This window comes from Janibacter terrae, from assembly GCF_039636765.1.
Lineage (GTDB): Bacteria > Actinomycetota > Actinomycetes > Actinomycetales > Dermatophilaceae > Janibacter > Janibacter terrae.
Map to the genome: position 1 here is coordinate 1949870 of NZ_CP144167.1, position 21366 is coordinate 1971235.

The 21366-nt window shown below is 71.5% G+C and carries 21 protein-coding genes; 14 read left to right on the forward strand and 7 right to left on the reverse strand.

The window, feature by feature from the left end; genetic code table 11:
• Window positions 1-29: 29 nt before the first annotated feature.
• Complete coding sequence (gene lpdA / locus V3C34_RS09500) at window positions 30-1424, reverse strand: dihydrolipoyl dehydrogenase (protein ID WP_346006865.1); 1395 nt, start codon at window positions 1422-1424, stop codon at window positions 30-32.
• 294 nt (window positions 1425-1718) lie between these two features.
• On the reverse strand, window positions 1719-3206 hold the full coding sequence (locus tag V3C34_RS09505; RefSeq protein ID WP_346006867.1) for a leucyl aminopeptidase: 1488 nt from the start codon (window positions 3204-3206) through the stop codon (window positions 1719-1721).
• 83 nt (window positions 3207-3289) lie between these two features.
• On the opposite strand from V3C34_RS09505, the gene gcvT reads away from it, so the two are divergent.
• Together gcvT and V3C34_RS09515 are read left to right on the forward strand one after the other, a co-directional pair.
• The gene (gcvT, locus tag V3C34_RS09510) at window positions 3290-4399 is read left to right on the forward strand and encodes a glycine cleavage system aminomethyltransferase GcvT (RefSeq protein ID WP_346006868.1); all 1110 of its coding nucleotides are present in this window, start codon (window positions 3290-3292) and stop codon (window positions 4397-4399) included.
• Entirely contained in the window at window positions 4396-4608 is a 213-nt protein-coding gene (locus V3C34_RS09515) for a hypothetical protein (protein WP_068324798.1), read from the forward strand. The genes gcvT and V3C34_RS09515 overlap by 4 nt, the downstream gene beginning before the upstream one ends.
• Window positions 4609-4612: 4 nt before the next feature.
• Here V3C34_RS09515 and V3C34_RS09520 read toward each other — a convergent pair whose 3' ends face one another.
• Window positions 4613-5200, reverse strand: a complete 588-nt coding sequence (locus V3C34_RS09520) for a DUF3043 domain-containing protein (protein ID WP_346006870.1) — start codon at window positions 5198-5200, stop codon at window positions 4613-4615.
• A 65-nt stretch (window positions 5201-5265) separates the two neighbouring features.
• Between V3C34_RS09520 and V3C34_RS09525 the strand changes: the two genes are divergently transcribed.
• The 4 genes from V3C34_RS09525 to V3C34_RS09540 all read left to right on the forward strand — a co-directional run bounded on the left by V3C34_RS09525 (window position 5266) and on the right by V3C34_RS09540 (window position 9152).
• The gene (locus V3C34_RS09525) at window positions 5266-6633 is read left to right on the forward strand and encodes a dipeptidase (RefSeq protein ID WP_346006871.1); all 1368 of its coding nucleotides are present in this window, start codon (window positions 5266-5268) and stop codon (window positions 6631-6633) included.
• 3 nt (window positions 6634-6636) lie between these two features.
• On the forward strand, window positions 6637-7134 hold the full coding sequence (locus V3C34_RS09530) for an O-acetyl-ADP-ribose deacetylase (protein ID WP_346006872.1): 498 nt from the start codon (window positions 6637-6639) through the stop codon (window positions 7132-7134).
• 28 nt (window positions 7135-7162) lie between these two features.
• Window positions 7163-8203: a glutathione S-transferase family protein gene (locus V3C34_RS09535; RefSeq protein WP_338538246.1), complete on the forward strand. Its 1041-nt coding sequence runs from the start codon at window positions 7163-7165 to the stop codon at window positions 8201-8203.
• Between the two features lie 112 nt (window positions 8204-8315).
• Window positions 8316-9152: a phosphatidylinositol-specific phospholipase C/glycerophosphodiester phosphodiesterase family protein gene (locus V3C34_RS09540; protein WP_338538245.1), complete on the forward strand. Its 837-nt coding sequence runs from the start codon at window positions 8316-8318 to the stop codon at window positions 9150-9152.
• A 127-nt stretch (window positions 9153-9279) separates the two neighbouring features.
• On the opposite strand, the gene nadA is transcribed toward V3C34_RS09540, so the two are convergent.
• Window positions 9280-10491, reverse strand: coding sequence for a quinolinate synthase NadA (gene nadA / locus V3C34_RS09545; protein ID WP_346006874.1), 1212 nt, complete (start codon window positions 10489-10491; stop codon window positions 9280-9282).
• A gap of 40 nt (window positions 10492-10531) precedes the next feature.
• Between nadA and V3C34_RS09550 the strand changes: the two genes are divergently transcribed.
• The 4 genes from V3C34_RS09550 to aat all read left to right on the forward strand — a co-directional run bounded on the left by V3C34_RS09550 (window position 10532) and on the right by aat (window position 14016).
• Window positions 10532-11698 (forward strand): glycerate kinase, encoded by a 1167-nt coding sequence (locus tag V3C34_RS09550; protein ID WP_346006876.1) that lies wholly within the window; start codon window positions 10532-10534, stop codon window positions 11696-11698.
• 116 nt (window positions 11699-11814) lie between these two features.
• Window positions 11815-12198: a HesB/IscA family protein gene (locus V3C34_RS09555; RefSeq protein ID WP_068324782.1), complete on the forward strand. Its 384-nt coding sequence runs from the start codon at window positions 11815-11817 to the stop codon at window positions 12196-12198.
• A 70-nt stretch (window positions 12199-12268) separates the two neighbouring features.
• The gene (locus V3C34_RS09560; RefSeq protein WP_346006878.1) at window positions 12269-13258 is read left to right on the forward strand and encodes a carbohydrate kinase family protein; all 990 of its coding nucleotides are present in this window, start codon (window positions 12269-12271) and stop codon (window positions 13256-13258) included.
• 11 nt (window positions 13259-13269) lie between these two features.
• The gene (gene aat, locus V3C34_RS09565; RefSeq protein WP_346006880.1) at window positions 13270-14016 is read left to right on the forward strand and encodes a leucyl/phenylalanyl-tRNA--protein transferase; all 747 of its coding nucleotides are present in this window, start codon (window positions 13270-13272) and stop codon (window positions 14014-14016) included.
• Here the strand turns inward: aat and V3C34_RS09570 are convergent.
• On the reverse strand, window positions 14013-15185 hold the full coding sequence (locus tag V3C34_RS09570; protein ID WP_346006882.1) for an aminotransferase class V-fold PLP-dependent enzyme: 1173 nt from the start codon (window positions 15183-15185) through the stop codon (window positions 14013-14015). The two genes, aat and V3C34_RS09570, sit on opposite strands and share 4 nt — an antisense overlap.
• Window positions 15186-15282: 97 nt before the next feature.
• Here V3C34_RS09570 and ctaC point away from each other — a divergent pair, with 97 nt between their 5' ends.
• From ctaC to V3C34_RS09590, 4 genes are all read left to right on the forward strand, one after another.
• Window positions 15283-16182, forward strand: coding sequence for an aa3-type cytochrome oxidase subunit II (gene ctaC / locus V3C34_RS09575; protein WP_428832162.1), 900 nt, complete (start codon window positions 15283-15285; stop codon window positions 16180-16182).
• A complete protein-coding gene (ctaD, locus tag V3C34_RS09580) occupies window positions 16182-17927 on the forward strand; it encodes an aa3-type cytochrome oxidase subunit I (RefSeq protein WP_428832163.1) in 1746 nt (581 codons plus the stop codon). Before ctaC ends, ctaD begins: the two co-directional genes overlap by 1 nt.
• Window positions 17924-18325: a cytochrome c oxidase subunit 4 gene (locus V3C34_RS09585; protein WP_068324774.1), complete on the forward strand. Its 402-nt coding sequence runs from the start codon at window positions 17924-17926 to the stop codon at window positions 18323-18325. The genes ctaD and V3C34_RS09585 overlap by 4 nt, the downstream gene beginning before the upstream one ends.
• Before the next feature lie 117 nt (window positions 18326-18442).
• Window positions 18443-19651, forward strand: a complete 1209-nt coding sequence (locus tag V3C34_RS09590; protein WP_346008555.1) for a L,D-transpeptidase — start codon at window positions 18443-18445, stop codon at window positions 19649-19651.
• A gap of 16 nt (window positions 19652-19667) precedes the next feature.
• Here V3C34_RS09590 and V3C34_RS09595 read toward each other — a convergent pair whose 3' ends face one another.
• Together V3C34_RS09595 and V3C34_RS09600 are read right to left on the reverse strand one after the other, a co-directional pair.
• Complete coding sequence (locus V3C34_RS09595) at window positions 19668-20051, reverse strand: metallopeptidase family protein (protein WP_068324770.1); 384 nt, start codon at window positions 20049-20051, stop codon at window positions 19668-19670.
• A gap of 2 nt (window positions 20052-20053) precedes the next feature.
• Window positions 20054-21310 (reverse strand): multidrug effflux MFS transporter, encoded by a 1257-nt coding sequence (locus tag V3C34_RS09600; protein ID WP_346006886.1) that lies wholly within the window; start codon window positions 21308-21310, stop codon window positions 20054-20056.
• Between the last annotated feature and the right edge of the window lie 56 nt (window positions 21311-21366).

A 21366-nucleotide genomic window follows, 5' to 3' on the forward strand; every position in this document is an offset into this window, starting at 1 on the left:
ACAGCCTAGGACGATCACGACGAACGGTCTCAGGCGTGCGCGTGCAGCGGCCGGCCTGCGGCGAGCATCGCCGCCTCGCCGAGGGCCTCGCCCTGGGTGGGGTGGGCGTGCACGAGTGTCGCCACGTCCTCGGGGTGGGCCTCCCAGCCGACGACGAGCTGCGCCTCGCTGATGAGCTCGCTGACGCCGAGGCCGACCATGTGCACCCCGAGCACCGGGCCGTCCTTCGCCCGCACCAGGGTGACCGAGCCGGTCGTGCCGCGGATGATGCTGCGACCGTTGCCGCCCAGCGGGTAGGTGACGGTCTCGACGTCGTGGCCGGCTCCCTTCGCCGCCTCGGTGGACAGCCCGACCGAGGCGATCTCGGGGTCGCAGTAGGTGACCTTGGGGATCGTCACGTCGTCGACCGGGCGCGGGTCGAGGCCGGCGACGTCCTCGGCGACGAAGATGCCGTGGGCGAAGCCGCGGTGCGCCAGCTGCAGGCCCGGCACGAGGTCACCGACGGCACGCACGCCCTCGACATCGGTCCGCAGCCGCTCGTCGGTCGGGACGAACCCGCGCTCGAGCGTCACCCCGGCCTCCTCCAGGCCGATGCCCCCGCTGCGGGGCCCGCGACCCACGGCGACCATCACGAGGTCGACCTTGAGCGGGTCGGCGCCCTCGAGGTGGACGACCGCTCGGTGCTCGTCGGCCTCGACGGAGGCGACCAGGGTGGAGGTGAGGGTGGTGATCCCGCGCTTCTTGAACTCGCGCGTCAGGTGCTTCGAGATCGACGGCTCCTCGGCCGCGACGATCCGGTCGAGGGCCTCGACGACCGTCACCTCGGCGCCGAAGCTGCGCAGCATCGACGCGAACTCGACGCCGATGACGCCGCCGCCCAGCACCGCGACGCGCTGCGGGATCTCGGCGAGGTCCATCGCCCGGTCGCTCGTCATCACCCGCGGCCCGAGCTCCACGCCCGGGATGGTCCGGGCGTACGAACCGGTCGCCAGGACGACGGTCCGCCCGCTCAGGCGCGTCGTGCCCCCTTCGCCCTCCACCTCGACGGTGCTCGTGTCGACCAGCCGCCCGCGACCCCTCACGACCTCGATCCCGGCCTGTCCGATGAGCCCGGTCAGGCCCCTGTGGAGCTGGGCGACGACCTTGTCCTTGCGCGCGTGCAGCGCGGCCGTGTCGATGCCCTCGAAGCTCGTGAGCACCCCGTGCGACGCCGCCACCCGCGCCCCGTCGGCCAGCTCGGCCGCGTGCAGCAGCGCCTTGGTCGGGATGCATCCGCGGTGCAGGCAGGTCCCCCCGATCTTGTCCTCCTCGACGAGCGCGACCGTCAGGCCCAGCTGCGAGGCCCGCAGCGCGCAGGCGTAGCCGCCGCTCCCCGCTCCGAGGATGACGAGGTCGAAGGGGGACGAGGTCGTGGGGTCGGCCACGGCGAGGCTCCTTTGCGCGTTGGTGTGTCCGGGGTCACGGACCGGCCCAGCGTACGGCCTCGCTCCTTTGGTCACTCCGCGTGTGGTCGCCTGAGCGGCCGTAGGGCTGGGGGTGGCCCTAAGGACGAAGCCGGCGGACTCTCCCTTCGACTCCCGTCGACCGGACGTGCCGGCTTCGCCCATGAGTCGGGCCGACCCCCACCCTGCGTCCGCTCCGCGTGCGGCGCGGGCTCAAGAGGCGGGGTCCAGCGCCACCCCGTGCCCTGGGCCACGCCGGGACGAGGGCGCGAGGACTCAGCCCAGGCTGGTCAGGTGCTCCAGGAGGGTGCCGACGGCGACGCCGGTGCCGCCCTTGGGGACGTGGCCCCAGGGGGAGCCCTCGTTGAAGGAGGGGCCGGCGATGTCGAGGTGGGCCCAGGGGATCTGCTCGCCGGAGGAGTCCTTGGCGAACTCCTGGAGGAACAGGCCGGCGGTGAGGGCGCCGCCCCAGCGGTCGCCCTTGTGGGCGATGTCGGCGACGGCGGAGTCGAGGCCGGAGCGCAGGTCGGCGGGCAGCGGGAGCGGCCAGCTCGCCTCGTCGGCCCGCTCTGAGGCCACGGTGATGGCGGTGCGCAGGGCGTCGTCGTTGCCCATGACGCCGAAGATCTTCGGGCCGAGGGCGACGACGCAGGCACCGGTGAGGGTGGCGACGTCGACGATCTGGTCGGGTCCGGCCTCGGCGGCCAGGGCCATGCCGTCGGCGAGGACCATGCGGCCCTCGGCGTCGGTGTCGATGATCTCGACGGTCGTGCCGTTGCGCATGGTGACGACGTCGCCGGGGCGCTGGGCGTTGCCGCCGGGCATGTTCTCGGCGAGGCAGAGGTAGCCGGTGACGGCGATGGGCAGGCCGAGCTCGGCGGCGGCGACGACGGTCGCGGCGACGGCGGCGGCGCCGGCCATGTCGGACTTCATCGTCGTCATGCCGGCGGAGGGCTTGATGCACACGCCGCCGGTGTCGAAGGTGATGCCCTTGCCGACGAGGGCGATGTGGGGGACCTTCTTGCTGCGCGGGGCGTAGGAGAGGGTGACGATGCGCGGCGGGCGGCTGCTGCCCTGACCGACACCGACGATGCCGCCGAAGCCGCCAGCGACGAGCGCCTCGTCGTCGAGCACCTCGACGGTGAGCTTGCCGGAGGACGCCTTGGCGACCTGCTGCACCTGCTCGGTGAAGGACTGAGGGTAGAGCAGGTTGGGCGCGGTGTTGACGAGGTCACGGGCCCAGGCGACGTTGCGCGCGACCGTCTCGGCACGGGCGATGACGTCCTTGGGGGAGTCCTTGCGGCCGAGCCCGGAGAAGACGGTGATCTCCCGGTCCTCGGCGGTCGGGGCCGCGGACTTGTGCGCGGTGAAGGCGTAGGCGCCGGAGAAGGCCCCCTCGGCGATCGCGGCCAGCCCGGCCTCGTCGGTGTGCGGGAGGGACAGGGCGACGGAGCCCTTGCCGGCGGCGCGCACGGCGGCACCGGCGGCACGACGAAGGGGGTCGCTGCCCCCTTCGCCCTCACCGAGACCCACGAGCACGACCTTGTCCGCGGAGACGCCCGGGACGGCCGCGAGGGTCGTCGTGTCCCCGACCTTCGTGCTGACCTCGAGGACCGGGACGACGCTCGCGAGGTGCTTGGCCGTGGCCCTGGGCAGGTCCGCGCCGGCGACGACGGTGGCGTCGCCCGCGTCGGTGACCCCGAGCACGAGGGTGCGACCGGACCACGCGGAGAAGGATCGGGAACCATGGATCAGCGAGGGCACGTCGGGGGCACCTTTCGGTTGGGGAAACGGTGGGTGTACCTCCCGCAGGCTATCCCGGATGACGAGACGGTAGCGTCTGGCGCATGACCGACAGCGACGCCCTGCGCACCTCCCCGATCCATGAGCGCCACGTGGCGCTGCAGGCCAAGATGGCCGACTTCGGCGGCTGGGAGATGCCGATCGAGTACCCGGGCGGTGGAGTCGTCGCCGAGCACACCGCGGTCCGCGAACGAGTGGGCCTGTTCGACGTGAGCCACCTGGGCAAGGCGCGGGTCGCCGGGGCCGGGGCCGCCGAGCTCGTCAACTCCACCCTGACCAACGACCTCGGGCGCATCGCCCCCGGGCAGGCCCAGTACACGATGTGCTGCAACGAGTCCGGCGGCGTCGTGGACGACCTCATCGCCTACCTGCGCAGCGACGACGACGTCTTCCTCATCCCCAACGCGGCCAACACCGCGACCGTCGTGCAGATGCTCCGGGACGCCGCGCCCGAGGGCGTCGAGGTGAGCGACCTGCACGAGGACTACGTCGTCCTCGCCGTGCAGGGCCCCAAGAGCGACGAGGTGCTCACCGCCCTCGGCCTGCCCGTCGACCACGACTACATGTCCTACGACGACGCGCAGTGGCAGGGCCACGACATCACCGTCTGCCGCACCGGCTACACGGGGGAGCGCGGCTACGAGCTGGTCGCCCCGGCCGCGGCCGGCCTCGAGCTGTGGGACGCGATCGTCGAGGCGATGGCCCCCTTCGACGGGCTGCCGTGCGGTCTCGGTGCCCGCGACACGCTGCGCACCGAGATGGGCTACCCGCTGCACGGCAACGACCTGTCGCCGGAGATCACCCCGGTCATGGCGCGCTCCGCCTGGGCGGTCGGCTGGGACAAGGAGACCTTCTGGGGCAAGGACGCGCTCGTCGCCCAGCGGGTGGCCAAGTCCTCCAGGCTCCTGCGGGGCCTGCTCGTCACCGGCCGCGGCATCCCGCGCAGCCACTGCGCGGTCCTCGTCGACGGCGTCGAGGTCGGTGAGGTCACCTCCGGCACCTTCAGCCCCACCCTCAAGCAGGGCATCGCCCTCGCGCTCCTCGACCGCTCGGTCACCGACGGCGACGAGGTCGTCATCGACGTCCGCGGCCGCGAGGTCGCGGCCACGGTGACCAAGCCCCCCTTCGTGCAGGTGCAGGTGAGGCAGGCATGAGCGACTCCTACCGCTGGCGGCTCGAGGACTCCTCGGGCGCGCCGTTGGTCAACGGCCCGGGCCACACCGTGCCCTTCCCGACGCAGGCGGACGCTGAGGCGTGGTTCGCCGAGTCGTGGGAGGACCTCGCCGACGCCGGCGTCGCGCAGGTCAGCCTCCTGCACGAGTCGGAGGTCGTGTACGGCCCGATGTCGTTGACGCAGGCCTGAGCCCTCAGCGGGGGGTGCCGCCGCGCTCGACCATCGGCTTGGGCATGCGCGTGCGCCGGATCTGGAAGCAGCGCATCACGGTGTACATGGCCAGGCCACGGGTCGGGGTGTCGGCGCCGAAGCGCTCGTGGATCCTGACCTTGGTCCGGCGCCACAGCAGCACGGCGTCGATGACCGCGATGATGATCAGCAGGTAGACGGCGAGGAAGACGTAGGTCGCCCACTCCGCGGCGAAGAGGCTGAGCACGAGGACCGCCAGCATGAGCGGCAGCAGCCACTCGCCGAGGTTGAACCGTGCGTCGACGCTGTCGCGCACGAAGCGGCGCACCGGGCCCTTGTCGCGCGGCGGCAGGTGCTGCTCGTCGCCGGTCATCATCGCCTGACGCGTCTTCTGCGCGTGCTCGCGGCGGGCGGCGCGGTCCGCGGCCTTGGCGGCCTTGCGGTCGGTCTGCACGAGGGGACGCCTGCGCGCGGCCTCCTGGTCGCGGCGCTTGGGGGTCGGGCGGTTCTTGGCGCCCTCCCGCTGGGGGCGGTCGCCGGGAGCGCGGTCGGCAGAGACCGCCTGGGCATTGTCCTTCTTGCGTCCGAACACGAGGAGAACTCTAGGTGGTGCGGGTGGACGTCCCGGACCCGCCCGGTCGCGATAGCGTCGGGCCCGTGACCGACACCACCCTCACCGCAGACCAGATCGAGGCCATCCGCGGGCGCGTCCGTGAGCTCATGCCGCAGGTGCGCGCCGACCTCGAGGACCTCACCCGGATCCCGAGCGTCAGCCTCGACTCCTTCGACCAGGCCCACGTGCAGGCCTCCGCCGAGCGCACGGCGCAGCTGCTGCGCGCCGAGGGCCTGGACGTCGAGATCGTCAGCGAAGGGGGTCGCCCCGCCGTCATCGGGCACGTCGACGGGCCCGAGGGCGCACCGACCGTCCTGCTCTACGCGCACCACGACGTGCAGCCCCCGGGTGACCTCGACGACTGGGACAGCGACCCCTTCGAGCCGACGGAGCGCGACGGTCGCCTCTACGGCCGCGGGGCGGCAGACGACAAGGCCGGCGTCATGGCGCACGTCGCCGCCCTGCGGGCGCACTCCGGCGACCTGCCGGTGTGCGTGACGATCTTCGTCGAGGGCGAGGAGGAGATCGCGAGCGAGTCGCTGCCGCGGCTGCTCGAGCGGCACGGCGACAAGCTGACCTCGGACGCGATCGTCCTCGCCGACTCGCTCAACTGGGCCATCGGCACGCCCGCGCTCACGACGACGCTGCGTGGCTCCCTTCGGGCCGTCGTCACGGTGCGCACCCTCGACCACGGGGTCCACTCCGGCATGTTCGGCGGTGCCTGCCCCGACGCGATCACCACCTTGTGCCGCCTCCTGGCCACGCTCCACGACGACCAGGGCGATGTCGCGATCGAGGGCCTGGTCCACGGCGACGCCCCCGAGATCGACTACGACGAGGCGCGGCTGCGCGAGGAGTCGGGCCTGCTCGGGGCGACCGAGCTCATCGGCACCGGCACGATCCCGTCGCGCCTGTGGACCAAGCCGGCCGCGGTCGTCATCGGCATCGACGCCCCGGCCGTCGACGAGGCGGGCAATGTCCTCGCCGCGAGCGCGCGGGCCAAGATCAACCTGCGGCTCAACCCGACCCAGGACCCGCAGGAGGCCTGGGCCGCCCTGCAGCGCCACCTCACCGAGTACGCGCCGTGGGGTGCGACGGTCGAGGTCGAGCTCGACGAGCAGGGCTGGGGCTTCGCCGCGGACGCGACCGGACCGGTCTACGACGAGGCGCGGGCCGCCTTCGCCGACGCGTGGGGCAACGACCCGGTCGACGTGGGCATCGGTGGGTCCATCCCCTTCGTCCAGGCCTTCGCCGAGAAGTTCCCCGACGCGGCGATCCTCGTCACCGGCGTCGAGGACCCCGACACGCGCGCCCACGGGGCCAACGAGTCGCTGCACCTGGGCGAGTTCGAGAAGGTGTGCGTCGCCGAGGCGCTGCTGCTCGCCCGGCTCGGTGCGATGCCGCGGAGCTGAGCGATGCCGTCCCTCGTCGCGGTCCACGGTGACATCACGACCCAGCGGGTCGACGCGATCGTCAACGCCGCCAGCTCCGCCGTGCGCGGCGGCGGGGGAGTCGACGGTGCGATCCACCGGGCCGGGGGGCCTGCGGTGCTCGAGGACTGCATCGCCCGCTTCCCGCAGGGGTTGGCGACGGGGGACGCGGGCTGGACGACGGCGGGGGACCTCCCTTCGCGCTGGGTGATCCACACCGTCGGGCCCAACCATGCCGCGGGACAACGCGATCGCTCGCTGCTGGTCTCCTGCTACACGCGCTCGCTCGCCGTCGCCGACGAGCTCGGCGCCCGCAGCGTGGCCTTCCCGCTCATCAGCGCGGGGATCTACGGCTGGCCCAAGGACGACGCGATCGACGCGGCCGTCGAGACGATCTCGGGGGCGTCGACGGCGGTCGAGGAGGTGCGGATCGTCGCCCTCGACGCGGCGACCTTCGCGCAGGTCGGCGCGAGGCTGGATTAAAGTTCAAATTTCAACTAATATGGCTCTCATGGCACAGGGCACATACGTCGAGAAGGACTTCAACCGCGACACCACGTACATCGAGGACCGGATCACCTCGGACGGCAGCAGCGAGTGGCCGGTCGAGCCGGGCCGCTACCGGCTCGTGGTCTCGCGCGCGTGCCCGTGGGCCAACCGCGCGATCATCGTGCGCCGCCTGCTCGGTCTCGAGGACGTCATCTCCATGGGCGTCACCGGCCCGACGCACGACGCCGACTCCTGGACCTTCGACCTCGACGAGGGCCACCTCGACCCGGTGCTGCAGATCCCGCGGATCAAGGACGCCTACCTCCGGCGCTTCCCCGACTACCCGAAGGGGATCACCGTCCCCGTCATGGTCGACGTGCCGAGCGGGCAGGTCGTGACCAACAACTTCCCGCAGATCACGGAGGACCTCACGACGCAGTGGCGCGAGTACCACCGCGAGGGTGCTCCCGACCTGTGGCCCGAGCACCTCCGCGAGGAGATGGCCGAGATCAACAAGCGCGTCTACACCGAGGTCAACAACGGCGTGTACCGGTGCGGGTTCTCCGGCGACCAGGCCGCGTACGACGCGGCGTACGAGCGGCTGTGGACGGCGATGGACTGGCTCGAGGAGCGCCTCGCGACGCGCCGGTACCTCATGGGCGACCACATCACCGAGGCCGACGTCCGGCTGTTCACGACGCTCGCGCGGTTCGACGCGGTCTACCACGGGCACTTCAAGGCCAACCGGTCCAAGCTCACCGAGATGCCCGTGCTGTGGGCATACGCGCGTGACCTCTTCACCACGCCCGGCTTCGGTGACACGACGGACTTCGTGCACATCAAGAGCCACTACTACGAGGTCCACACGGACATCAACCCCACCGGCATCGTCCCCGCGGGGCCGGACTACTCCAGCTGGCTGCAGCCGCACGGCCGCGAGTCGCTCGGGGGGTCCCCCTTCGGTCCCGGTGGCACCGCCCCCGGCGCGCCGAGCGAAGGGGAGCGCGTCCCCGTCGCGCACAACCCGCTCCTCGACGAGACGGGCATGGTCCGCACGGCCTGACCCTCGTGCGGGGAGCCGTTCGGGAGACGTTCACGCGGGGTCAGCGGGGGGCGACACCTGCTGTCGGCAGGCTCGCGGGTGCCATCTCGCCCCCCCTTCCCGAGGAGCTCCCATGACCCCCGCAACCCGCGCCCTCGCGGCCACCGTCGGCGCACTGGCCCTGACCATGCCCGTGGGCGCGGCCACCGCTGCCCCCGTCGAGCTCGGCACGCCGCTGGCTCAGGCGCACGCGCACAACGACTACGAGCACGAGCGACCGCTCCTGGACGCGTTGGAGCACGGCTTCACCTCGGTCGAGGCCGACGTCTGGCTCGTCGACGGTGAGCTCCGCGTCGCGCACGACTCGTGGGAGCTCGCGGACGCCCCGACCCTCGAGGAGGCCTACCTCGACCCGCTCAGCGAGATCGCCGGCCGGGGCGGCCAGGAGATCTACCCGGGCTACGACGGGGACTTCCAGCTGCTCATCGACATCAAGAGCGAGGGACCGACGACCTGGGCGGCGGTCGAGGACGAGCTCGAGGAGCACCAGCAGGTCTTCACCCGCGTGCACAGGGGCAAGGTCAAGGACCGCGCCGTGGAGGCCGTCATCAGCGGCAACCGCCCGCGGGCGGAGATGGCCGCCGCCACGACGCGGTACTCCTTCTACGACGGTCGCTCGAGCGACCTCGGCTCCGGCGCCGACGAGACCTTCATGCCACTCGTCAGCGAGAACTGGACCAAGCTCTTCACCTGGCAGGGCGTCGGAGAGATGCCCGCCGCGGAGCGCGAGCGCCTGCACACGTACGTGCAGCAGGCCCACTCCGACGGGTACCGGGTCCGGTTCTGGGCGACCAACGACCTGGACGGCCAGGCGCGCGAGAACCTGTGGCGTGAGCTGCAGGAGGCCGGTGTCGACCACATCAACACCGACGACCTCGACGGGCTGCAGGAGTTCCTGACCCGGCAGTGACCGCCCCTCGGCGAGGACCCCGCAGGCTGAGCAAGAGTTACCTCGCCTTCGCAGGAGTTTCAAACTCTTGCGAAGGCGAGGTTTATCGGGTGACCCGAGAATCGTGGGGCAGGTGAGGCGCCGCCCGTCAGTCCTTCGAGGTCTCGCCCGGCAGCGCCAGCATCTGGTCGAGCGCCACCTTGGCCCAGTGGGCGACGTCGGGGTCGACGGAGATCTGGTTGACCACGCGCCCCTCGACGAGGGACTCGAGCGCCCAGACGAGGTGGGGCAGGTCGATGCGGTTCATCGTCGAGCAGTAGCAGACGTTCTTCTCGAGGAAGCTGATCTGCTGCTCGGGGAACATCTGCCCCAGCCGCTGCACGAGGTTGAGCTCGGTGCCGACGACCCACTTCGTGCCGTCGGGCGCTGCGGCGACGGTCTTGATGATCTTCTCCGTCGAGCCGACCTCGTCGGCCAGCTCGACGACCTCGTGGCGGCACTCGGGGTGGACGATGACGCGGACGCCGGGGATCTCCCTTCGCGCCGTCTCGACCGCGTCGACGGTGAAGCGGCCGTGCACGGAGCAGTGCCCGCGCCACAGGATCATCCGCGCGTCACGGATCTGCGCCGGCGTGAGGCCCCCCATGGGCCGGTGGGGGTTCCACACGACGCAGTCGTCGAGGTCGCGTCCGAGGTCGCGCGCCCAGGTGTTGCGGCCGAGGTGCTGGTCGGGGAGGAAGAGGACCTTGCCGCCCCCGTCGATGCCACCGGTCTGGTCGAAGGCCCACGTGAGAGCGGTCTCGGCGTTGGACGACGTGCAGACCGTCCCGCCGTGGCGGCCGGTGAAGGCCTTGATCGCCGCGGAGGAGTTCATGTACGTCACGGGGACCGTCGACCCGGCGACTCCGGCCTCGACGAGCTCGTCCCAGCACTCCTGCACCTGGTGCAGCGCGGCCATGTCGGCCATCGAGCAGCCGGCGGCGAGGTCGGGCAGGACGACCGCCTGCTCGTCGCTGGTGAGGATGTCCGCGGACTCGGCCATGAAGTGCACGCCGCAGAAGACGATGTAGGGCGCGTCCGGACGGGCCGCCGCCTCCTTGGCCAGCTTGAAGGAGTCACCGGTGGTGTCGGCGAACTCGATGACCTCGTCGCGCTGGTAGTGGTGACCCAGGACGAAGACCGAGTCGCCGAGCGCCGCCTTGGCCGCGCGGGCCCGGGCGACGAGGTCGGGGTCGGACGGCGCGGGCAGGTCGCCCGGGCACTCCACACCCCGCTCGGAGTGCGGGTCGGTGCCCTGCCCGAGGACGAGCAGGGACAGCGGGGTCGGCGAGGACTGCGTCGGGGCGCTCACGGCAGGCATGATCCCACAGCGCCCACCCGCTCCTCGGTACAGTCCATGGGTGCACGTGATCATCGCTCCTGACTGCTTCACCGGCACCCTCACGGCCACGCAGGCCGCGGAGGCCATGGCCGCCGGCTGGCGCCGCAAGGCCCCCGAGGACCTGCTGACGCTGGTGCCCCTCTCCGACGGCGGCCCCGGCTTCCTCGACGTCATCACCAGAAGCGTGCCGGGGGAGTCCTCGATCGTCACCGTCACCGGGCCGGGCGGCATGCCCGTCCCGGCCGCCGTCCACATCACGACGGACGAAGGGGGGCGCCGCACGGCCTGGGTGGAGTCCGCCCAGGCGATCGGGCTGCACCTGCTGGACGCGCCCGAGCGGGACCCCGGGGTGACGACCACGTGGGGCCTCGGCGAGCTGCTCGCCGCCGTCCTCGAGCACGACGTGCAGCGCATCGTCGTCGGGCTCGGCGGCTCCGGCACCAACGACGCCGGCGCGGGCATGCTGGGGGCACTCGGTGCGGGTCCGCGCGAGGTCCTCGGGGGCGGGGGAGCGGGGCTCATCGCGACGCGGGAGCACGACCTCGCCGGCCTGGCCGCGACGCGGGAGCGCTTCGCCGGGATCGAGCTCGTCGCCGCGACCGACGTCGCCTCGCCGCTCCTCGGGCTGCAGGGCGCGAGCGCCGTCTTCTCCCCGCAGAAGGGCGCCACCCCCGAGCAGGCGCAGGTGCTCGAGGGGTCGCTCGGCCACTTCGCCGACCAGGTGCGCCGCGTGCTGCCGCCCGGCACCGACCTGCTCACCGGCCGCGAGCGCCGGCTGGACCGCGAGCCGGGAGCCGGTGCGGCCGGGGGCGTGGGCTACGCCCTCATGCTCCTCGGCGCACGTCGTGTCAGCGGCGTCGACACCGTGCTCGAGGCCGTGGGCCTCGGCAGCCTGGTCGCCGCGGCGGACCTCGTCCTCACGGGGGAGGGCTGCCTCGACTGGCAGAGCCTGCAGGGCAAGGTCGTCGCCGGCGTCGCCGAGCTGGCCCAGGGCCACGGGACACCGGCCGTCGCCCTCGCCGGGCAGGTCCTCATCGGCCGCCGGGAGGCGATGGCGCTCGGTCTGGGCGGCAGCTACGCCGTCGCCGAGCGACCCGAGGAGCTCGAGACCGCGATGGCCGACCCGGTCGGCACGCTCGAGGCCCGGGCGGCGCGGGTGGCCGCGACGTGGTCACCGCGACGGTGACCCACTTCGCCGCCTGACGTATGGTGGACGGACGGGAACAACCCGCGCACACCACGTGTTGACCCCGTCGTGGCGGACACCGTCACCCCACAGACCCCGAGCCGTGAGGACATCGCATGAGCGTCCAGGACACCCAGGCCACCACCCCCGAGACCACTGACGCGGCCACCGAGGCCCACGGCGTCGTCCTCACCGACGTCGCCGCCGGCAAGGTCAAGTCGCTGCTCGAGCAGGAGGGTCGCGACGACCTGCGCCTGCGCATCGGCGTCCAGCCGGGCGGCTGCTCCGGCCTGATCTACCAGCTGTACTTCGACGAGCGCTCGCTCGACGGTGACCTCGTGCGCGACTTCGACGGTGTCGGGGTCGTCGTCGACCGGATGAGCGCCCCGTACCTCACCGGCGCGACGATCGACTTCGCCGACACCATCGAGAAGCAGGGCTTCACCATCGACAACCCCAACGCGGGCAGCTCCTGCGCCTGCGGCGACAGCTTCAGCTGAGCCGACCCGCGTCCACGAGGCCCCCACCGTTCGACGGTGGGGGCCTCGTCGCGCTCTGTAGGGTGTCGGCGTGCCCATCGCCATCGCCGGATCCATCGCCACCGACCACCTGATGACCTTCTCGGGTCGCTTCGCCGACTCCCTCGTCGTCGAGCAGCTCGACAAGATCTCCGTGAGCTTCCTGGCCCACGCGCTCGAGATCCGCCGCGGGGGAGTGGCCGCCAACATCTCCTTCGGCATGGCCAACCTCGGGCAGCGTCCCGTGCTCGTCGGCGCGGTCGGCGAGGACTTCGCCGACTACCGCAGCTGGCTCGAGCGCCACGGCGTCGACTGCGAGTCGGTCAAGGTCTCCGAGACGCTGCACACCGCGCGCTTCGTCTGCACCACCGACGACGACATGGCCCAGATCGCGACCTTCTACGCCGGGGCGATGAGCGAGGCGCGCGAGATCGAGCTGGCCCCCATCGCCGCCCGCGTCGGCGGCCTCGAGCTCGTCCTCGTCGGTCCCGACGACCCGGAGGCCATGCGCCGGCACACCCGGGAGTGCCGCACGCGCGGCATCCCCTTCGTCGCCGACCCGAGCCAGCAGCTCGCCTTCGGCGACGGCGAGCTCATCCGCGACCTCATCGACGGTGCCGAGTACCTCATCACCAACGAGTACGAGTCGCACCTCACGGAGCAGAAGACCGGCTGGAGCCAGGACGAGATCAACTCCCGCGTCCGCTACCGCGTCGTCACGCTCGGCAAGGACGGCGTGCGCATCACGGGGAAGGACCTCGACGAGGAGATCGTCGTCGGCGTGGCCCGCGAGGTCACCAAGGCCGACCCGACCGGCGTCGGTGACGCCTTCCGGGCCGGCTTCATCACCGGTGTCGCCGAGGGCCTGCCGCTGCGCGAGTCGGCCGAGCTCGGCTCGATGCTCGCGACGTACGTCATCGAGACGGTCGGTACCCAGGAGTACGAGCTCGACACCGGGCGCTTCCTCGAGCGCCTCGCCGAGGCGTACGGCCGGGAGAGCGCCGACCTCATCGCCGAGCACATCTCCTGCCCGCGCCCCTGACCCGCCCGGCGATGCCTCCCTTCCCGCCCATCGAGCCCGCGGGCGGGTCCGCGCTGTGGGCCGGCTACCTGCGGGCCGGGCTGGAGGCGGCCGACGCCGCCCCCGGTGAGGTCGGCGAGGTCGTGGGTGTCGGTGGTCGCCTCGACCCGTCGTCGCTGCTCACCGCCTACCGCCTCGGGATCTTCCCCATGGGCCTCGGCGAAGGGGGTTCCCCGCCGATGGGGTGGTGGTGCCCGACGTGGCGCGGCGTCCTGCTCCCGGGCACCGCGCACGTGAGCCGCTCCCTGCGCCGCTCCCTGCGGGGCTTCGAGGTGAGCGTCGACGAGGACTTCGCCGGGGTCGTCGCCGCGTGCGCCGACCCCCGGCGTGACGGGTCCTGGATCACCGACGACGTCGCCCTCGCCTACGTCGAGCTGCACGCGCTCGGGTGGGCGCACAGCGTCGAGGTGCGGGACGCGGACGGGACGCTCGTCGGCGGGCTCTACGGCGTCGCGATCGGTGGGCTCTTCGCGGGGGAGTCGATGTTCCACCACGCGACCGACGCGTCCAAGGCGGCGTTCGTGCACCTCGACCGGATGGTCGGTGCCGACGGCGACCCCCGGCGGATCATCGACGTCCAGTGGCGCACGCCGCACCTCGGCTCGCTCGGTGTCCGGGAGATCCACCGTCGCGAGTACCTCGCGCGCCTGCAGCAGGCGGTGCAGGCGCCGCAGCTCGACCTCGCCGGGCTCGTCGGCGGGTCGGGCGACACGCCCTAGGCCCCGAGCCGGGCCCGGCAGGTCGCGACGACGTCGCCCAGCTCGGTGACGAGGCGCTCGACGGAGGTCGCGCGGTCCGGTGCGACGGCGGCCAGCGGCAGGGTGAGGCGCACATTGCCCTGGGTGAGCGCGCCCATCGCGGCGAGCACGTGGCTCGGCTCGAGGGTGTCAGCGGTGCACGCCGAGCCCGAGGCGACGGCCAGGCCCCGCCGGGCGAGCTCGTCGACGACGGTCTCGCCGTCGACGTAGAGGACCGAGAAGGTGCACACGTGCGGCAGCCGGTCCTCCGGGTCGCCGACGACGTCCACCTCGGGCAGCGACGCGGCGGCGGCGCGGACACGGGCGACCAGCCGGCGGGCCTGGGCCTCCTCGTCGGCGTGCTGAGCGGCCGTGTGCTGCCAGGCCTCGGCCGCCGCGAGGACCGTCGGGACGTCGACGGGGTCCAGGGCGTAGCCCCCTTCGTGCGGGCTCGGTGGGTGGTGCGGCGCCACCCGGGTGCCGGTCCGCACGACGAGCACCCCGAGCCGCGGACCGCCCCAGCCGGTCGCGTCGGCGACGAGCACGTCGTGCTCGCCGGGCACCTCGTCGCGGCCGGCGGACGCGCGGGCGTCGACGAGCAGCGGGACGCCGCGGGCGGAGGTGACGCGTCGGGCGGCCGCGAGGGGTTGGCGGGTCCCGACCTCCGGGTTGGCGGACTGCAGGACGGCGAAGGGGGTCTCCTCGCCGACCGCCTCCTCCCAGGCCGCGAGGTCGACGGCTCCGAGGGCGTCGACGGGCACGAGGGTCGGTTCCCGCTCCCCGGCGGCCAGGTGCCGCAGGAGCACGGAGTGCTCGACGGCGGAGGCGACCGGGGCAGTGGTGCGGCGGCGCCGACCCCGGCCGAGGGCGAGGAGGGCCGTGCGGGCCGCCTGGTCGCCGCTGGCGTGCAGGGTGACCTCGTCGGGACGGGCGCCGAGACCGTCCGCGATGACCGCCCGGGCGTGGTCGAGCAGGGCGCGGGCGTGACGCCCGGCGGCGTGCCGTGCAGTGGGGTCGGCCCACGCCACCGACAGTGCCGAGGAGAGCATCTCGCGGGCCTCGGGGCGCAGCGGCCCGGGAGATGCGTCGAGGAGGCCGACGACCCCCTTCGTCGTCGAGGTCCCGAGGGACGAATCGCTCTGTCTCTCCACGTGTCGAGGCTAGTGCCCCCCTCCGCCGGGGTGCGTCCGGGCTGGGGTAACGTTGGCTACGTCTTCTGCAAACCTTCGGATCAGTAGTAGGTGCCCCTTGCCTCAGTCTTCGAGCGCGAACTCCCGGCGGTCTCGCCGCGGGATCGGTGCCATCGGACTTGTCATCGCCGTCGTGGCGCTCTCGGCGTGCAGCGCGGTTGGTGTCCACACCAGCCCCAGCAACGGGTACCTCCCCGAGGGGGTGACCGAGGAGTCCGCCATCGTCGAGAACCTGTGGATCGGTGCGTGGATCGCGGCGCTCGCCGTGGGTGTGCTCGTGTGGGGCCTGATCCTCTGGTGCATGGTCGCCTACCGGCGCCGCACGAACGACGACGGCTCGCTGCCCATCCAGCTGCAGTACAACGTGCCGCTGGAGATCCTCTACACGGTCGTGCCCATGCTCATGGTCGGTGCGCTCTTCTACTACACGGAGGACGCCCAGTCGAAGCTGCACGACGTCACCCAGGAGCCGGACACGACGATCAACGTCGTCGGCAAGCAGTGGAGCTGGGACTTCAACTACGTCGACGAGGACGTGCACGAGGCCGGCCAGATGGCCAAGCTCGACGGCAAGGAGGGGGCGGAGGCCGAGCTGCCGACCCTGTACCTGCCCGTGGGCGAGCGCGTGGAGTTCGTGCTCACCTCGCGTGACGTCATCCACTCCTTCTGGGTGCCGGCCTTCCTCGAGAAGCTCGACGTCAACCCGGGCCTGGTCAACCGCTTCCAGGTGACGCCCAACCAGACGGGCACCTTCCGGGGCAAGTGCGCCGAGCTCTGCGGCGCCTACCACTCCCAGATGCTCTTCAACGTCAAGGTCGTCGAGCGCGAGGAGTACGACGCGCACATGGAAGAGCTGAAGAAGAAGGGTCAGACCGGTCTGCTCGACAACGGTCTGAACCGCGAGGCGGTCTCCGACCGGGACCAGCACCTCATCGACGAGATCGAGGGGACCAACTGATGTCCACTGCATCCGGCGCACTCGCCAGGAACACCTCCGAGACCGAGATCCCGGAGCGGACCATCGCCCGGCGTGAGAAGGCGGGGTCGCAGTTCTTCCGCCACGTCACGACGACCGACCACAAGGTCATCGGCAACCTGTACATGATCACCAGCTTCGTGTGGTTCCTCATCGGAGGACTCATGGCGCTGGTCATCCGGCTCGAGCTGTGGGCCCCCGGGCTGCAGGTGGTGGACAACCCCGAGCAGTTCAACGAGATGTTCACCATGCACGGCACGATCATGCTGCTGCTCTTCGCGACGCCGGCCTTCGCGGCCTTCGCCAACGCGTTGATGCCGCTGCAGATCGGCGCCCCCGACGTCGCCTTCCCGCGGCTGAACATGTTCGCCTACTGGCTCTACCTCTTCGGTGGCATCATCGCTGCGGCGGGCCTGTTCACCCCGGGTGGCGCGGCCTCCTTCGGCTGGACTGCCTACACCCCGCTGTCCGACCCGACCTACAGCCCCGGCCTCGGCGGCGACCTGTGGGTCTGGGGCCTCGCCCTCAGCGGTTTCGGCACCATCCTCGGCGCGGTCAACTTCATCACCACGATCATCTGCATGCGCGCGCCCGGCATGACGATGTTCCGGATGCCGCTGTTCACCTGGACCGTCCTGATCACCTCGGTGCTGATCCTCATGGCCTTCCCGGTCCTCGCGGCCGCCCTGATCGCCCTGGGTGTCGACCGACGCTTCGGCGGGCAGATCTTCGACGCGGCGAGTGGCGGGGCGCTGCTGTGGCAGCACCTCTTCTGGTTCTTCGGTCACCCCGAGGTCTACGTCCTGGCGCTGCCCTTCTTCGGCGTGATCTCCGAGATCCTCCCGGTCTTCTCCCGCAAGCCGATCTTCGGCTACAAGGGCCTGGTCTTCGCGACCATCGCCATCGCGGCGCTGTCCGTCTCCGTGTGGGCCCACCACATGTACGGCACGGGCCAGGTCTTCCTGCCCTTCTTCGCGATCATGACGATGGCGATCTCGGTCCCGACCGGTGTGAAGTTCTTCAACTGGATCGGCACCATGTGGGGCGGCAAGCTCGTCTTCGACACCCCGATGTACTGGGCGATCGGCTTCCTCGTGACCTTCCTCTTCGGTGGGCTCACGGGCGTGATCATGGCCAGCCCCGCGCTGGACTTCCACATCACCGACACCTACTTCATCGTCGCGCACTTCCACTACGTCCTCTTCGGCACGATCGTCTTCTCCTTCTTCGGCGGCCTGTACTTCTGGTGGCCGAAGCTCACGGGCAAGATGCTCGACGAGGGCCTGGGCAAGCTGCACTTCTGGCTGCTGTTCGTCGGCTTCCACACGACCTTCCTCATCCAGCACTGGCTGGGTGTCGAGGGCATGCCGCGCCGTTACGCGGACTACATGCCGGAGGACAACTTCCAGCTGGCCAACCAGATCTCCACGGTCGGCTCGCTCATCCTGGCCATCAGCTTCCTGCCCTTCTTCTACAACGTGTGGAAGACCCAGGCCAGCGCGCCGCTGGTCGAGGTCGACGACCCGTGGGGCTACGGCGGCAGCCTCGAGTGGGCCACCTCGTGCCCGCCCCCGCGGCACAACTTCACGTCGATCCCGCCGATCCGTTCGGAGCGGCCGACCTTCGACATGAACCACCCCGAGTACGCCCCGGCCGCGATCCGCTCGCGCTTCGCGCAGGCCCAGGTCGCGTCCTCCGCCACGACCGACGGTGAGGGAACCCGATGAAGGACGAGGTCAAGTTTTTCGCCCAGATCGGCGTCTTCTTCGTCGCCGTCGCCACCGGCTACGGGTTCTGGACGGAGTGGGTCGAGCCGGTCGGCTGGGTCGCCCTGTACCTGTGTGGTGGGCTGGGTCTGATGGTCGCCTTCTTCCTGTGGAACACGGCGCGCCACCTGCCGCCGCGCCCGGACGACGACCCGGACGGTGACATCGAGCAGATCGAGGGGCCCTACGGCTCGTTCTCGCCGTACTCCTGGTGGCCGCTCTGGCTCTCCCTGTCCGCCGCGCTGGTCTTCCTGGGCGTGGCCGTGGGCTTCTGGGTCGCCGCCCTCGGCGCCATCCTCGGCGTCTGGGCGGTCTGCGGCTGGGTCTTCGAGTACTTCAAGGGTGAGCACGCCCACTGAGCGCACGTACACTCGGCTGAAGGGGCCACGGACTGGTCAGGTCCGGGCCCCTTCAGCGCGTCCGGGAGCAGGGGTTCCACGGACGCACGATCCACACCAAGGGGTGCTCCTCACGTGATGTCCGTCGTCCGTCGGGTGCGAGCGATCGCACTGACCGTCGTCCTGCTCCTCGTCGCCACGGCATGTGCCGGGGGATCGAGCTCGTCGACCGGCACGGTCACCACCTCCCAGCACCCGCAGAGCGTGAGCACGACCCGTGAGCTGCCGCCCGCGCAGGTCAAGGTCAACCCTGGCAAGGGCACCACGGGCGTCATGCCGGACGACCCCATCAGCGTCCAGGTGATGCGCGGTGACCTCTCGGCGGTCACCGTCACGGGGGCCGGGGGCGGGAAGGTCGACGGCAAGGTCACGGGGCAGACGTGGACCTCCACGTCCAGGATGCGGCCGGCGACGACGTACACCGTCGCGGTGACGGCCGAGGGCCCCGAGGGCGGGACGACGACCCAGAGGTCGACCTTCACCACCCACGAGCCGCAGGTCACGGCCACCTACGGCGTCGTCTACGACGGGCAGACCGTGGGCGTGGCCATGCCGGTCAGCCTCCAGTTCGACTCCGTGGTCACCGACGCGAGGTACCGCCGGGCCATCGAGCAAGCCGTCTCCGTGAGGACCGAACCCGTCACGGAAGGCTCGTGGGGGTGGCTGGACAACCGACAGCTGATGTGGCGACCCAAGGACTTCTGGGTGCCGGGGACCGAGGTCACCGTCGACGCGCCCCTCACCGGCTTCCAGACCGGCGAGGACAAGTGGATCGCCGAGGACGTCTCGGGGTCGATGACCATCGGCCGCGAGCAGCTGGCCCGGGTCGACATCGACCGGCACCGCATGGTCGTCACCCGCGGCGGGAAGCAGGTCAAGGCCTTCCCCGTGAGCAGCGGCAAGCCGGGCAAGGAGACCGAGACCCGCTCGGGCATGAAGGTCGTCATCGGGAGGCAGCGCGAGATGACCATGGACTCGGCGACCGTGGGGATCGACAAGGGCGAGCCCGGGTACTACAAGGTCGACACCAACTTCAACGTGCGCGTCACGTGGACGGGGGAGTTCGTCCATTCCGCGCCATGGTCCGTGGGGTCCCAGGGCAGCAGCAATGTCTCGCACGGCTGCGTCAACATGGCTCCGGAGGACGCGAAGTGGTTCTACCACAACTCGCTGCCGGGTGACCCCGTCGACTTCCGCGGCTCGGACCGTGAGTTCCTCCCGACGGAGGGCATCGGGGTCTGGCAGTACGACTACGCGCACTGGCAGCAGCTGAGCGCCTCGGCCTGACGCGGGTCGCTGCGGCCTAGCCCCAGCCGAGCTCGTGGAGACGCTCCTCGTCGATCCCGACGTGGTGCCCCGCCTCGTGCACGATCGTGATCGCGATCTCCTCGCGCAGCTCCTCCAGGTCCGCACACATGCGGGACAGCGGTCCGCGGAAGAGCACGATGCGGTCCGGCAGCGCGCCGGCCGCCCACCCGAGGTCCCGCTCCGTGAGCGGTGTGCCGAGGTAGATCCCGAGCAGCTCGGCGTTGTCCTGCGGCGTGAGTCCCGGGTCGGCGTGGTCGGGCCCCGGCTCGTCCTCGACGAAGAAGGCGACGTTGTCGAGCATGGCGAGCAGGTCCTGGGGTACGCGGTCCAGCGCCTCGCTCACCGCCGCCTCGAAGTCCTCGACACTGATCTCGACCATGGTCAGACCACCTCCGGTGGGATGGGTCGTCGGGAGGGTGGACGCCGGGCGCGTCCCCGGTGCAGGTGGAACAGGGCGATGCCGATGGCGAGCAGACCCAGCGAGGTTGCCGCGAGCCGCGCCAGGGAGGCCGCCGCGATCGGCACCACGGCGCTGGTGAGCACCGAGTTGAGCAGGAGCATCAGGAAGGTCGACACGGACGCCGCCGTACCCCTGGCGTGGGGCACGGCGTCGAGCAGCGCCAGCTGGTAAACGGGCAAGGAGATGCCCGTGCCGAAGGCGATGGCCGAAGGGCCGACGACCGCCCACGGCAGGGTGGCGGTCGAGGGAGCGATCGCGAGCCCGAGGCCGGCGACCGCACCAGTGAGGGCGACCGCCTGGCCGCCGATGATGAGGTGGTCGCCGCTGACCCGCCCGGCGAGCCGGGCGCCGGTGAAGGAGCCGAGGACCATGGCTGCGACCATCGGGACGAAGAAGACCCAGAAGTCCTGGGGTCCCTGACCCAGCAGCGTCACGACGAAGATCGGGGCGGCGGCGATGTAGAGGAACTGGCCGGCGAAGGAGAACGCGCTGGCGGCCGAGAGGACCTGGAAGCTGCGCATCCGACCCACGGTGCGCACGCCGCGCACGATCGCCCCCAGGTCCAGGGGCGTGCGCTGCTCCGGCGGGTGGCTCTCGGGCAGCAGCACGAGGACGGCGACGGCCAGGACCCCGCCGAAGAGGGCGAGGAACCAGAAGATCAGCGGCCACGGGCCGACGAGGAGCAGCAAGCCCCCGATGATCGGCGCCAACGCCGGACCGATGCCGAAGATCATGGCGATCGTGCTCATCAGCCGCTGCGCCCGGGCCCCCTCGAAGAGGTCACGCACGACGGTGCGCGAGACGATGGTCCCGGCACCGGCCGACATGCCCTGCAGCACGCGGAAGGCGAGCAGGACCGGCAGGGAGGGGGCGAGGGCGCACCCGATGGACGCGAGGGCGTAGACGGCGGCCCCGGTGACCATGACGGGCTTGCGGCCGACGGCGTCGCTGAGCGGCCCGTGGATGAGGCTCATCAGGGCGAAGGCCCCGAGGTAGGCGCTGACGACGAGCTGCATCGCCGCCTCGCCGACGACGAGGTCGCGACCCATCTGCTGGAAGGCGGGGAACGGGGTGTCGATCGAGAAGGGTCCGAACATGCCGAGCAGCGCCAGGAGCAGCGTGGTGACGGCCAGGGGAGCGGTCGTCGGTGGCGCAGGAGTGGGTCTGTCTCGGATCATGTCGCGCTCATCCTCGCACCGTGCCCCAGCAGGGACGCCGCAGGCCCCGGAGGGCG